Origin of the sequence: Herbaspirillum sp. YR522 (assembly GCF_000282575.1) — a bacterium.
GTDB lineage: Bacteria > Pseudomonadota > Gammaproteobacteria > Burkholderiales > Burkholderiaceae_D > Herbaspirillum.
The window spans coordinates 1-12704 of the sequence record NZ_AKJA01000089.1; the positions used below are offsets into that span (position 1 = coordinate 1).

Annotated in this window: 10 protein-coding genes; 3 read left to right on the forward strand and 7 right to left on the reverse strand. The window is 64.2% G+C overall.

What is annotated here, in order from left to right; all coding sequences use genetic code 11:
• A partial coding sequence (locus tag PMI40_RS11905) for an MBL fold metallo-hydrolase (protein WP_040501956.1) occupies positions 1-779 on the forward strand: 779 nt, incomplete at its 5' end.
• Between the two features lie 362 nt (positions 780-1141).
• Here the strand turns inward: PMI40_RS11905 and PMI40_RS11910 are convergent.
• Positions 1142-1393: a hypothetical protein gene (locus PMI40_RS11910; protein ID WP_081496449.1), complete on the reverse strand. Its 252-nt coding sequence runs from the start codon at positions 1391-1393 to the stop codon at positions 1142-1144.
• Positions 1394-1722: 329 nt separating this feature from the next.
• Positions 1723-2841, reverse strand: coding sequence for a cupin domain-containing protein (locus tag PMI40_RS11915; RefSeq protein ID WP_040501960.1), 1119 nt, complete (start codon positions 2839-2841; stop codon positions 1723-1725).
• 211 nt (positions 2842-3052) lie between these two features.
• On the opposite strand from PMI40_RS11915, the gene PMI40_RS11920 reads away from it, so the two are divergent.
• The gene (locus PMI40_RS11920) at positions 3053-3592 is read left to right on the forward strand and encodes a peptidylprolyl isomerase (RefSeq protein ID WP_008115568.1); all 540 of its coding nucleotides are present in this window, start codon (positions 3053-3055) and stop codon (positions 3590-3592) included.
• A gap of 84 nt (positions 3593-3676) precedes the next feature.
• Here PMI40_RS11920 and PMI40_RS11925 read toward each other — a convergent pair whose 3' ends face one another.
• From PMI40_RS11925 to PMI40_RS11945, 5 genes are all read right to left on the reverse strand, one after another.
• Positions 3677-4597 carry a hypothetical protein gene (locus PMI40_RS11925; protein WP_008115571.1) on the reverse strand — a complete coding sequence of 307 codons (921 nt, stop codon included), beginning with the start codon at positions 4595-4597 and terminating at the stop codon, positions 3677-3679.
• Positions 4598-4645: 48 nt separating this feature from the next.
• Positions 4646-7321 carry a DNA mismatch repair protein MutS gene (mutS, locus tag PMI40_RS11930; RefSeq protein WP_040501958.1) on the reverse strand — a complete coding sequence of 892 codons (2676 nt, stop codon included), beginning with the start codon at positions 7319-7321 and terminating at the stop codon, positions 4646-4648.
• A 220-nt stretch (positions 7322-7541) separates the two neighbouring features.
• Positions 7542-9113 (reverse strand): DHA2 family efflux MFS transporter permease subunit, encoded by a 1572-nt coding sequence (locus tag PMI40_RS11935; RefSeq protein WP_008115576.1) that lies wholly within the window; start codon positions 9111-9113, stop codon positions 7542-7544.
• Positions 9114-9144: 31 nt separating this feature from the next.
• Complete coding sequence (locus PMI40_RS11940) at positions 9145-10371, reverse strand: HlyD family secretion protein (RefSeq protein WP_008115578.1); 1227 nt, start codon at positions 10369-10371, stop codon at positions 9145-9147.
• Between the two features lie 5 nt (positions 10372-10376).
• On the reverse strand, positions 10377-11876 hold the full coding sequence (locus tag PMI40_RS11945) for an efflux transporter outer membrane subunit (protein WP_008115580.1): 1500 nt from the start codon (positions 11874-11876) through the stop codon (positions 10377-10379).
• Between the two features lie 207 nt (positions 11877-12083).
• On the opposite strand from PMI40_RS11945, the gene PMI40_RS11950 reads away from it, so the two are divergent.
• Positions 12084-12686: a TetR/AcrR family transcriptional regulator gene (locus tag PMI40_RS11950; protein WP_040501959.1), complete on the forward strand. Its 603-nt coding sequence runs from the start codon at positions 12084-12086 to the stop codon at positions 12684-12686.
• Positions 12687-12704 lie beyond the last annotated feature (18 nt).

Consider the following 12704-nt stretch of genomic DNA (forward strand, 5'->3'; position numbering starts at 1 on the left):
CCCCCAGCCTCGGTAGTGGCAGCGAAGGTAACGCGCTGCTCATTTCAGCCGCAGCCAGTGCCGCTGGTCCAGCGTCGAGGACCACCGTGATGCTGGACTGCGGCTTTGCTTTGCGCGAAACCGAGCGCCGCATGCTGCGGCTCGGACTGGACCCGTCCGACGTCTCGGCCATCGTCGTCACCCACGAGCATTCTGACCATGTCAGTGGCGTGTTCAAGTTTGCGCGTCGCTACCGGGTGCCGGTCTGGCTCAGCCATGGCACGTACCAGGCAGTGGCCGCGCATGCCAGCGAAGTCGATATCCGACTCTGCGCCGATGGCCAGGCAATCGCCATCGGTGACCTGCAGCTTATCCCTTACACCGTCCCCCACGATGCCCGCGAACCGGTGCAGTACGTCGCCAGCGATGGCGACCGTCGACTCGGCGTGCTGACCGACGCCGGCCAGTCCACCGCGCACCTGATCCAGGCCCTGGGCGCGTGCGATGCCTTGCTGCTGGAATGCAATCACGACCGCCAGATGCTGGACGATTCACCGTATCCCGCCTTCCTCAAGCGCCGCATCGGCGGCGCCTATGGCCACCTGGCCAACGAGACCAGCGCCGAGATCCTGCAGGCGCTCGATCGCAGCAAGCTGCGCCGGGTGGTCGGCGCGCACCTGAGCGCACAGAACAATACGCCCGCGCTGGCGCTGGCCGCGCTGCAAGCGGTCATGGGTGAGTCGTTCGATGGCTTGCATATCGCTTGCCAGGAGCAAGGATTCGACTGGCTAGCGGTCTGACAGAAACGCGAGTAGGTCAGTATTTTGTCAGCCATGCCGGTCGCGATGCGGGCCGACCTGCTGCCAGGCCGCGCATCGATGCGCACCGCAAGGCCTGGTTTTCCCGCCCGTGTGCGGCTGTCCTGGCAGCCAATGTCAGCCGCTTGTCATGGACTTGTCATGGACATGTCAGCCTGCCATTGGCGGGCTTTCCATGGCGCTGTGGGCATGGCCGGAAAATCTAACTAATCGAGGGCAGGAAAAGCGTGGCAGGCGCACGCAGAGACAGTGCGGCAACAGAGGCAGGGAGTGAGGTATCGCTTGTTGAGGGCGAAAAAAAACCGGCCGCGAAGGACCGGTTCTTTTAGAAAATAATCTTTCGATTACTTTGCAGGTGCAGCGTCAGCTGGCTTTGCATCGGCGGCAGGAGCAGCAGGTGCTTCAGCAGCAGGAGCAGCAGCGGCAGGCGCTTCAGCAGCAGGAGCGGCAGCGGCAGGCGCTTCGGCAGCTGGTGCTGGGGTAGCGGCAGGCGCTTCGGCAGCAGGTGCTGGTGCAGGCGCAGGTGCTTCTTCCTTCTTACCGCAAGCAACCAGGGCAACAGCCAACAACGATGCGATCAACAGGGACTTTGTCATGAATATTCCTTCAATATTTGAAAAATTGTGCGATGAATAATTACCGGTAATTATCGCTCTACAGGAGGCTCTCGCCGTACGCTCGAACCTTGCGGTTCGTATTTCGGTTGTTGCTTCTTTTTGCTGCCGAAACAAACCGGACAACGAAAACTTTCCAGTCCGTTATTATAGCGATTTTTTGCCGATTTCGCAGCGGAACGATTCTTTTTAGTAAGAATTTGTAAGTTCTTACATCTAAGTCCCTGTTGCTGGAAGGCCTTTAACGGCGCAGGTTTGCGCCAGATCGGGCCGACCTCGTCAAGCTGATTTCGGTTAGATTCCAACACACTTCAATTTAGTTCGAGCCAGCCACTTTCATGCCACTGATGGAACGCTTCGAGCAGGTCTTCGGAGGCCGTGGCGAAGTCGCTCTTGGCCAGTATGCGCTGGTCTGCCAGGCGTGCCAGTATCGCTTTATCCGCGCGCCCCACCTCGAATGATTCGCCGTTGATGAAAACATGCGACGCGCGATACAGCATCTGGGTCTTGCGGTGCAGTCGAAGGCCCCGTTTGCGCGCCTCCTGGAAAAAGCGAGCAAATGAAATTTCGGGAGGGGCGTCGAAGGTGACGCTCAACTTCGGTTCGGACAGGTATTCACCGAGGAAGATGGTGATGTCATCGTCGGTGAAGCGGATCTTGTTGAGTTCATCGCGCAGGCGTCGGACCATGTCCACCGGCAGTTCGGCGGGCTTGCTGGTGGCCTTGAGCTCGGGGTCGGCAAAGCGCCCGGGCAGGTCGATGCTGTCGAGCATGTATTCGAGGAAGGCTTCGCCCAGTTCCTGGTGGGCCGGCGCGCGAAATCCTATCGAATAAGTCATGCATTCGCCGACCGCCACGCCATCATGCGCATACTGGGGCGGCAGGTACAGCATGTCGCCCGGTTCCAGCACGAACTCCTGCTCGGGTTCGAAGTGGCGCAATATCTTCAGCGGCACGTCTTCTTTCAGGCTCAGGTCTGTTTGCGCGCTGATGCGCCAGCGGCGCTGTCCATGCGCTTGCAGCAGGAACACGTCGTACGAATCGAAATGCGGGCCGACGCCGCCGCCGTCGGTGGCGAAGCTGATCATCAGGTCGTCCAGGCGGGCATCGGGGATGAAGCGAAATTGGCGCAGCAGGGCGTCGGCGGCGTCGTCATGCAGGTTCACACCCTGCACCAGCAGGGTCCAGGCTTTCTGCTTGAGCGCGGGCAACTTGGCCAGCGGGCCGTGCTGCATGTCCCAGCCGTCGCTGCGATGAGTGATCAGGCGCGACTCGACGTCGTCCCGACCAGCCAGGTCGAACAGCGCCTGGCGTGAGAGGGGGGGCTGGAAGGCGGGAATGGCCTGGCGGATCAGCAGCGGCTTCTTATGCCAGTAGTCACGCAGGAATTGGGCGGGCGTGATGCCGCCGAGCAAGGCAGTTTTTGTCATGGCGACATTATAGGCGCGCAAACAGTCGGCGAGCAGCGGCGCGGCATCCTGGTTTGATGCAGGTATAATTCCGGACTGATACAGACGAGTCCTTGTCATGCGCTCTGGCAAGGTGGAACGCTCTCTGCCCACCGGCTCGCTGGTGCTCCGCAGCAGATGGAACAAGTACAGCGCGGTCGCTCCCGCAAACATCAATACAAGGACATTCCCGATGAAGATCGAAAAGAACACCGTAGTTTCCGTGAAGTACAAGCTGTCCGATGCCCAGGGCAACCTGATCGAGGAAAGCAGCGAACCGATGGTGTACCTGCACGGCGGTTACCAGAACACGCTGCCCAAGATCGAAGAAGCGCTCGACGGCAAGGAAAACGGGTATTCGACCCTGCTGCAGGTCGAACCCGAAGATGCCTTCGGTGAATACGACGCCGCCCTGGTCAAGATCGAGCCGCTGTCGCGCCTGCCGCAGCCCATCGAGGTGGGCATGCAGTTCGAAGGCTCGCCCGACGACGACGAGCAAGAATCGGTCATCTTCACCGTCACCGAAGTGGCCGAGGACAAGGCCGTGCTGGACGGCAACCATCCGCTGGCCGGCATCGCGCTGCGCTTCGACCTGTCCGTCATCGACGTGCGCGCCGCGTCCGACGAGGAAATCTCCCATGGACACGTGCATGGCGCCCACGGTCATCACCATCATCACGATGAAGACGACGGCGAGCAAGGCGACCACTTCCGTAGCCAGCCGTTGAACTAGGATTGCCGCTTCAAGAAAACGCCCGCCCGGCTGGTCCCGGCGGGCGTTTTTGGTTATTGGCGCACCGGCACCGGCGCCCGCCGGTCAGCGCCGTTCGCCGTCGGCATCGGCCACCGCAAACAACTGCGGCAAGTGGTCGTCGACCACCACCTTGAGCCAACGCTCGCCCACCCCGACGACTCCCACATTACCGGTCCACAGGATGCGCGGCGGCGCCTTGCCGCTGGCGACGTCGCCGTGCACCATCAATACCCGTCCCGGAAAGCGCCCCGAGAAGTCGGAGAAGCTGCGGCGTATCTCGCTGAAGCCATCGCGCTGGGTACGAAAGAAAGAGCGTCGCGGCGGGGTCGAGAACAGGTTGCCGTCGGCAAAGAACACAATGGCGCCGACCTTCTTGAGCGCGGCAAAGGCGAACAGGTGCTGCAGCCAGTTGCGGTTGGCGATGAGGCGGTCCTCGAATTCGTTGTTGCGCCCGCCATCGAGCAGGAAGTGGTTGTTGGCGGCGGGCAGGTTGATGGTGGCGAACAGCACGTTGCCGACTTCCCAGCGGGTGTTCTCGGCATAGCTGCGAAACTTGGCCGTGAGCGACTGGCGCAGCAGCGGCAGCTTGCTGGCGCCCAGCGAGAATTCGCCGGTATGAAACTGTTCGCGCACCTGGGTCAGCCGTTCGGTGGTGCTGGTCTTCTGGCCCCTGGCGTTGCAATTGAGCCAGTCACTGGCGGCCAGCGACATGATCACCCCGTTCTGGGCGTGCGAAACGATCTCCCTGCGCTGTGCATAGAGGCCGTCGTCACAGGCTTCGGTGGGTGACTTGACGCCGTTGACCACCACGAACGCCAGGTTGTCGGTATCGGTCTCGGCGATCGATTTCTGCAGCAGGGCTGCGCCGTCGGTGCTGCCCTGCGCATGGCCGATGACGGCAAATGCAAAATCCTGCGGTGCGGCCAGGGCCGGGGTGGCCGCGCAGGCGAACAGGGCAATGGTCAGCAGTCGCGTTATCGACATCGGGCGCCAATGTGGGAGATCGGATGTCGGGCGTGGAGGCGCCGACGTTCAGTTTTCGTGCAATTGCTTCAGTTGGTACAACGCGTCCAGCGCCTGGCGCGGGGTCAGCGTATCCGGGTCCAGTTGTTGTAGTTGTGCCAGCACTGCCTGGGCCTGCGGATCGGGTTGGACTGCATTTGGCGCGGCTTGTTCAGAAGTTTCTATTGCCTCCTCTTCGCATGGCTGATAGGGCGCCGCATGGAACAGGTCGAACTGCGGCGTGGCCTGGACCGACTGGTTTTCGAGCTGGCTCAGGTGACGCCGCGCGGCGCGGATCACCGCCGCCGGCACCCCGGCCAGCTGGGCCACCTGCAGGCCGTAGCTCTGCGAGGCCGGACCGTCCTGCACGGCGTGCAGGAACACGATGCTGTCCTTGTGCTCCACCGCCGACAGGTGCACGTTGGTGGCGCTGGGGTGGATCTCGGGCAGTTGCGTCAGCTCGAAGTAGTGGGTGGCAAACAGCGTAAAGCTGCGGGTGACATCGATCAGGTGACGCGCGATCGCCCAGGCCAGCGCCAGGCCGTCGAAGGTCGAGGTACCGCGACCGACTTCATCCATCAGCACCAGCGAATGTTCGCTGGCGTTGTTGAGGATGGCGGCCGATTCGGTCATCTCGACCATGAAGGTCGAACGCCCGCCCGCCAGGTCGTCGGCCGCGCCGATGCGGGTGAAGATACGATCGATCGGCCCGATGGTCGCGCTCGAGGCCGGCACGAAGCTGCCCACGTAGGCCAGCAGCGTGATCAGCGCCACCTGGCGCATGTAGGTCGATTTGCCGCCCATGTTGGGACCGGTGATGAGCAGCAGCTTGCGCTCGGCCGAGAGCTGGCAATCGTTGGCGATGAAGCGCTCGATCTGGTTCTCGACCACCGGATGGCGGCCCTGCTCGATCTGGATGCTGGGTTCGCTCACCAACAGCGGAGCGCACCAGTTGTTGCGGGCTGCGTGATCGGCCAGCGCCACCAGCGTGTCGAGCTGCGCGGTGGCATGGGCGATGGATTGCAGGCGCGGGATATGCTGGCCCAGCTCGGCCAGCAATTGCTCGTAGAGCAATTTCTCGCGCGACAGCGAACGCTCCTGCGCCGACAGGGCCTTGTCCTCGAAGGCCTTCAGTTCGGGGATGATGTAGCGCTCGGCGTTCTTGAGTGTCTGGCGCCGACGATAGTCGTCCGGCACCTTGTCGGTCTGGCCGTTGGTGACCTCGATATAGAAACCGTGCACCTTGTTGTATTCGACCCGCAGGTTGGCGATGCCGGTGCGTTCGCGCTCGCGCGCCTCGAGATCGAGCAGGAACTGCCCGGCGTTCTCGGACAGCCCGCGCAGTTCGTCCAGCTCGGCGTCGTAGCCGCGCGCGATCACGCCGCCGTCGCGCACCAGTGCCGCCGGTTCCAGCTGGATGGCGCGCTCCAGCAGGTCGAGGCATTCGACCGGCGTAGCCAGCGCTTCGAGCAGTGCCTGCAGCAGCGGCGCGGCGGCATCGCGGGCGCACATCTCGACGTAATTGCGCAGCGAGCCCAGTTGCTGCAGGCCGGCGCGCAGGCCTGCCAGGTCACGCGGGCGGGCCGACAACAGGGCGATGCGGGTGGTGATGCGTTCGATGTCGGGCACTGCCGCCAGGGTGGCCGACAGGCCCGAGCAGGCGTCGGCGCGCATCAAGGCATTGACTGCCGCATGGCGCTCGCGGGCCACCGACTGGTCGCGCAGCGCGTGGTGCAGCCAGTGGCGCAGCAGGCGCGAACCCATCGCCGTGCGGCAATGGTCGAGCGTCGAGAACAGCGTGGGGGAGAGCGCGTTGGCGTCCTGTGCGCGGATGGTCTCGGTCAACTCCAGGTTGCGGCGGGTCGAGGCGTCGAGCCCGATGAATTCGTTCTCGGATTCGACCGTGAGCGCGCGCACATGCTGCAGGCCCCGGCCCTGGGTCGATTGCGCATAGCGCAGCAACGCGCCGGCCGCGCCCACCGCCACCTCGAGCGCCTGTGCGCCGAAGCCGTGCAGGCTCGCCACGCCCAGTTGTTCGAGCAAGGCCTTTTCGCTGCTGGGCAGGTCGAAATGCCAATCGGGCACATTCACGGCGCGGCCGGGCAGCAAGGCTGCCCAGTGCTCGAGCTGGCCATCGGCCACCAGCACCTCGGCCGGCGAGATACGTTCCAGTTCCTGCTTGATGCGGGTCTCCAGCAAGGCGCTGTCGACGGTGAATTCCATGAGCTTCAATGCGCCGCTGGCCATCGACAGCCACGACAGGCCGACCTGCACCTGCTTGCGCTGGCGCCCGGTCACGATCTGCAGCGCCAGCAGGCAGCGCTCGGATTTCTCGGGCAGCAGGTCGGAGTCACTGAGCGTGCCGGGCGTGACCACCCGCACCACCTTGCGCTCGACGGGTCCCTTGCTGGTGGCAGGGTCGCCGATCTGTTCGCAGATGGCCACCGATTCGCCCAGCTTGATGAGCCGTCCCAGGTACTGCTCCATCGAGTGGAACGGCACGCCGGCCATCTTGATGGGCGTGCCATTGGACGAACCGCGCTGGGTCAGCGTGACGCCCATCAGGCGCGAGGCTTTTTCGGCATCCTCGAAGAACAGTTCGTAGAAATCGCCCATGCGATAGAACACCAGCGTATGCGGGTGATCGGCCTTGATGCGCAGGTATTGCTGCATCATGGGCGTGTGAGCGGCGAGGTCTTTGGTCATCGGGCAGTCGGGGAGGTGCGGCGCGGCAGGCGCATAAATCAAAATGCGGACCGAGGTCCGCATGCATGAGCCGGAATTGTACGCGCAAGGACCGGGGTCGCCAAGCGTATTGCTACCGGGAAATGCCTGTTGTCCAGCCATGAAAAACAGGCGGCCGCCGAAGCGACCGCCTGTCCGATCCGCCAGGGGGGCCGAGCGGTTCGTGGGAGACCTGGTTAGCCTAGTGCGCCGCCGAGGTATCGGCCACCCGCTTGGGCTTGGGTGCGAACCAGACTGCCATGGCCGCCAGCGAGAACGAGATCGCCGCCATCATGAAGATATGGTTGGTGGCCAGCATCACCGCCTGGTTCTGCACCGTCTGCGCCAACGACGCGGTGGCCTGGTCGACCGACATGCCGGACTGCGTCATGGTCCCCACCGCGTCACCCATGCGGTCGCTCAGCCCCGACAATTCGGCGTGGAAGTAGGTCGTGTCGTTTTCCCAGCTGGTGTTGACGATGGAGGTGGCAATGGCGCCGGCCATGGTGCGGCAAAAACTCATCAGGCCGGCAGCCGATGCCGTCTCCGATTCGTCGACCGACGACAGCGCCAGCCCGGTCAGCGGCACGAAGAACAAGGGCAGGCCCACCCCCTGCAGGAACAGCGGCCAGCCGATCTGCACGATGGTCATGTCGGTGGTATTGAAGGCGCGCATGAAGGTCATCAGGCCCAGCCACACCACGCCGATGCAGACCAGCTTGCGGGCATCCACGGTGGTCGACATCTTGGCCACCATCGGTGCGGCGATCACGGCCAGGATGCCGGTCATGGCCGACACCAGGCCCGACCAGGTAGCGGTGTAGCCCATATAGCCCTGCAACCACAGCGGGGTCAGCACCACCGAGCCGAAGAAGGCACCGAAGGCCAGGCAGATGGTGACCACGCTGGCGGTGAAGCCGCGGTGGCGAAATACCCTGAGGTCGACGATAGGATTGCGCTCGGTCAGCTCCCAGATCAGGAAGGCCACGAAGAACACCACCGCAATGACGGCCAGCACCACGATCTCGGTAGAGGCAAACCAATCCTTTTCCTTGCCCTCATCGAGCATGAACTGCAATGCCGCCACCCATATCACCATGAGCAGCATGCCGACCCGGTCGATGGGCAACTTGACCGTAGGCGACTCGTAGCGGCTGAGCATGCGCCAGCCGATGTAGCCGCACACCAGCGCCACCGGTACGTTGATCCAGAAGATATAGGGCCAGCTGTACTGGTCGCACAGCACCCCGCCCAGGATCGGGCCGGCAATCGGCGCCACCAGCGTGGTCATGGCCCACAGGCCGATGGCCGCCGGCGCCTTTTCCTTGGGGAAGATGCGCAGCAGCAGGGTCTGCGACAGCGGCATCAACGGCCCGCCGGCGAAGCCTTGCAGGATGCGGAACAGGATCAGCATGCCCAGCGAATTGGCCAGCCCGCACAGGGCCGAGAAGACGCCGAACATGATCATCGACAGGATGAATACGCGCACCGTGCCGAAGCGGTTGGCCAGCCAGCCGGTCAGCGGCACGGTGATCGCCTCGGCCACCGCATAGGAGGTGATGACGTAGGTGCCCTGGCTGGTCGACGAGCCCAGTGCGCCGGAGATGGTCGACACCGAGACGTTGGCGATGGTGGTATCGAGCACCGCGATGAAGTTGGCCGCGGCCAGCAGGATGCCGGCGCCCACCAGCTTGCCGCCGGTCAGCGGCGCTTCGAATAGTCCCGGCGCCGCAGCGCCCGGGGTGCCGGCCCCGGCAGTAACAGTGGATGACATGGATGCCTCTCGTGGTCAGGATGCCGATGGCCTACAGCGCCGCTGGCCGGGCCGGCTGGTTGCTGGCCGTGCGCGGTTGGACGTCGCCGGCCTGCATCTGGCCACGGGTATCGATCTCGACCACCATCGACAGGCCTACCGACAGCGGACGCTGTGCCAGGTCCTTGGCATCGATGGCAATGCGTACCGGCAGGCGCTGCACCACCTTGATCCAGTTGCCGGTGGCGTTCTGCGCCGGGATCACCGCGAAGGCCGATCCGGTGCCGCCCGACATGCCGGTGACCACGCCGTGATATTCGACCGCGCTGCCATAGAGGTCGGCCTTCATGGTGACCGGCATGCCGATGCGTACGCGGGTCAATTGGCCTTCCTTGAAATTGGCGTCGACGTGCATCTGCTGCAGCGGCACCAGCGACAGCAGCGCCGCGCCGGTCTGCACCCGCTGGCCGACCTGCACCTGGCGGCGCGCCACCACGCCATCGACCGGCGCGCGCAACACGGTGCGCTCCAGGTCCAGTCGCGCCTGGTCGCGCTTGGCGCGCGCCAGCAGCACTTCGGGATTGCTGTCGACGGTGGTGTCGGCGGTCAGCACGGTGCTGGCCTTCTGGGCCCCCAGGGTGGCACGGGTGTTGGCGCGCGACTGCACTTCACCGGCCTCGGCCACCTTCTGGTTGGCCTGCGCCGTGAGCAGGGCGGTACGGGCATTGCTCAGTTCCTCGCCCGAGACCGAGCCCGACTTGGCCAGCGCCTCGCGCCGCTGCAGATCGATTTCGGCGCGCCTGAGGTCGGCCTGGGCCGACAGCACCTGCGCTGCGGCGCGCTTCTGCTCGGCTTCGCGTGCCAGCACCTGGGCCGCCAGGCCGGCATCGTTGGCAAACAGGCCCTGGACCCGGCGTTCGGTGCGGTTCAAATCGGCCTCGGCTTGCAGCAGCGCCAGCCTGGCATCGCTATCGTCGATGGTCACCAGGATGTCGCCCTTCTTGACGGCCTGGGTATCGACCACCTTGACGTCGGCCACGATACCGTTGATGGCCGGGGTCAGCACCGAGATCTCGGTGGCGGTATAGGCATTGTCGGTCTCGACATAGCGTGAGCCGATCAGGTACCAATAGGCGCCGTAGCCGATGCCGGCGATGACTAGTACGCCACCGAGGATGGTGAAGAGTTTCTTGCGCTTGCCGCCGTTGGCGGCATCGGTGGCATCGGTGGCGGCGTCGGCCGCGGCGTTATTGGCGATGGGGGATTCGTTGTGGGACATGGTATTCAACCTTTGGCTTGCTGTTCTGTGGTGGTCGTGGGTGCCGAAGTGGACTGGTAGCCGCCGCCGAGTGCGCGCACCAGCGCCACATCCAGCGAGAAGCGGCGCGAGCGCAGATTCGACAGGTCGCGCAGGTTGCCGATCAGCGTGTCCTGGGCGTTGAGTACATCGAGGTAGGTGGCCAGGCCGCCGTTGTAGCGGTTGCTGACGATGCGATAGGCCTCCTGGGCGGCGTCGGCTGCGTCCTGTACTTTCTCCAGTCGGCCGGCCAGCGCTTTCTCGCTGGCGGTGACATCGGCCACGTCCTGCAGCGCCTGGGTGACGGCCTGGTCATAATTGGCCACCGCTTCGTCATAGCTGCCGCTGGCGCTGCGGAACTGCCCGCGCAACCGGCCGCCATTGAAGATCGGCAGCGAGATCGCCGGCCCGATGCTGCCGATGTCCGAGCCGTTCTTGGTCAACAGGTCCAGGCCCAGCGATTGCACCCCGAAATAGGCTTTGAGGTTGATGTTGGGATAGAACGCGGCGCGCGCTACCTTGATCTGTTTGCCGGCCGCCTCCGCGCGCAGGCGTGCGGCCACGATCTCGGGGCGTCGGCCCAGCAGGTTCAACGGAATCTGCTCGGGCAAGGCGAACGGATGCGACAGGTCGATCTTCGGACGCACCAGCAGCAGGCCGCGATCGGGGCCGGCGCCGGCCAGCGCGGCCAGCTTGTTGCGCTGCAGGGCGATCGATTCATCGGTGGCCCGCAGGTCCGCTTCTGCCATGGCGCGCCGCGCCTGCATCTGCTTGACGGTGCCGCGTGTCTCCAGCCCATTGGCAAAGCGCTGGTCGAACAGGTCCAGCGACGCCACCCGCACCGTCAGTGCGGCTTCATTGGTATCGCGCTGGTTGTACAGCTGGTCCAGCTCGGCGTAGGCCGCGGCAATCGAGGCGGCCAGCGTGATGCGGGCCTGTGCCGCATCGGCCCGGGCGGCGTCGAGCTCGGAGGTGGCCGCGGCCAGTGCGGCGCGGTTCTTGCCCCAGAAGTCGATCTCGTAGCTGAAGTCCAGGGTCGCGCGTGCTTCGTTGTTGTAGTCCTTGGGCACGTACTCGGCCGGCATGCCGTTGTTGTAGCTCTGCTTCATGTGATCGACCGACGCATTGGCGCTGATCTGCGGATACAGGGCCGCGCCTTGCTGCTGCGCGGCGCCCTGCGCCTTGAGCAGTCGTGCCTGGGCCAGCGCCATCGACGGCGCCCCTTGCAGCGCCTCGCCGATCAGGCTGTCGAGCTGGTCGTCGCCATACACGCGCCACCACTGGTCGGCCGGCCAGGCCGCCAGCGGGCTGGTGCCGGCCAGGGCCTGGCCGCTCTGGTAATGGTCGATGGACTTGGGCTCGGCGCGCGGGCCGAGGTCGGAAAAGCCGGCGCAACCGGCCAGCGCCAGCGTGGCCAGTGCCACGGCTGCGGCCATCGCCTTGCGGGTGGCGGCGGCGCGGGGCGCATCAGGGATCGAGGGGTTCATGACGTGGATGACAATGGATTTTTTAAACTGTACAGTTCAGTATAGTATTGGGCGAAAGCGGGCGTCAAGGGTAATTGCGAAAATTTGCTCGCATCTTCCCCATTTGATGCATTTCTGCTTTTGTCGTCGAAGTTGCCGGCTTGTGATGCTAACTTCGCCTACAATTGCGGCATTGCAACGATGCGGCGCGCACCCGGGAAAATAGGCATGCGAAAGAAAAGTGAAGAACGACGGCAGGCAATGATCGATGTCGCCAGCGAGGTATTCAACGAGATCGGCTTCGAAGGCGCCTCGATGGCCGAGATCTCGGCGCGCATCGGCGGCTCCAAGGCCACCCTCTACAACTACTTCGACTCGAAGGAGGACATCTTCGTGGAGGTGATGTTGAAGCAGGTCGGATGCCAATTCGAACAGGCTTTCACCGCACTCGACGACGAAGACGATCTACGCGCGGGATTATTGCGACTGGCCAGACATTATCTGGAGATCGTGCTCAAGCCCGAGGTGATCGCGGTCAAGCGCCTGACGATGTACTACGCCGGCAAGTCGGAGTTGGGCCCGATGCTCTACGAGCGGGGCCCCAAGCGCGGATGGACCCGGATTGCGGCATTCCTGCAGCTGAAAATGGAGGCCGGCCTGCTGCATCGGTCCGACGCATGGATCGCGGCGCTGCAATTCCGGGCTCTGATCGAAGCCGAGTGGATGGACGTGCGCATGCTCAATGTGGTCACCGACGTCGAGCCTGCGGCGCTGGCCGCGTCCGCGGCAAGGGCGGTGGACGCCTTCGTGTACCTGTACCAGCCGCGTTAGCGCGGCTGCCGGCGGGCC

Bases quoted from the DNA above. Each gene is read 5' to 3' on its own strand.
- PMI40_RS11910 (WP_081496449.1), bottom strand. From the start codon at position 1,393: ATGACAAAGTCCCTGTTGATCGCATCGTTGTTGGCTGTTGCCCTGGTT.
- PMI40_RS11915 (WP_040501960.1), bottom strand. From the start codon at position 2,841: ATGACAAAAACTGCCTTGCTCGGCGGCATCACGCCCGCCCAATTCCTG.
- PMI40_RS11920 (WP_008115568.1), top strand. From the start codon at position 3,053: ATGAAGATCGAAAAGAACACCGTAGTTTCCGTGAAGTACAAGCTGTCC.
- PMI40_RS11925 (WP_008115571.1), bottom strand. From the start codon at position 4,597: ATGTCGATAACGCGACTGCTGACCATTGCCCTGTTCGCCTGCGCGGCC.
- mutS (WP_040501958.1), bottom strand. From the start codon at position 7,321: ATGACCAAAGACCTCGCCGCTCACACGCCCATGATGCAGCAATACCTG.
- PMI40_RS11935 (WP_008115576.1), bottom strand. From the start codon at position 9,113: ATGTCATCCACTGTTACTGCCGGGGCCGGCACCCCGGGCGCTGCGGCG.
- PMI40_RS11940 (WP_008115578.1), bottom strand. From the start codon at position 10,371: ATGTCCCACAACGAATCCCCCATCGCCAATAACGCCGCGGCCGACGCC.
- PMI40_RS11945 (WP_008115580.1), bottom strand. From the start codon at position 11,876: ATGAACCCCTCGATCCCTGATGCGCCCCGCGCCGCCGCCACCCGCAAG.
- PMI40_RS11950 (WP_040501959.1), top strand. From the start codon at position 12,084: ATGCGAAAGAAAAGTGAAGAACGACGGCAGGCAATGATCGATGTCGCC.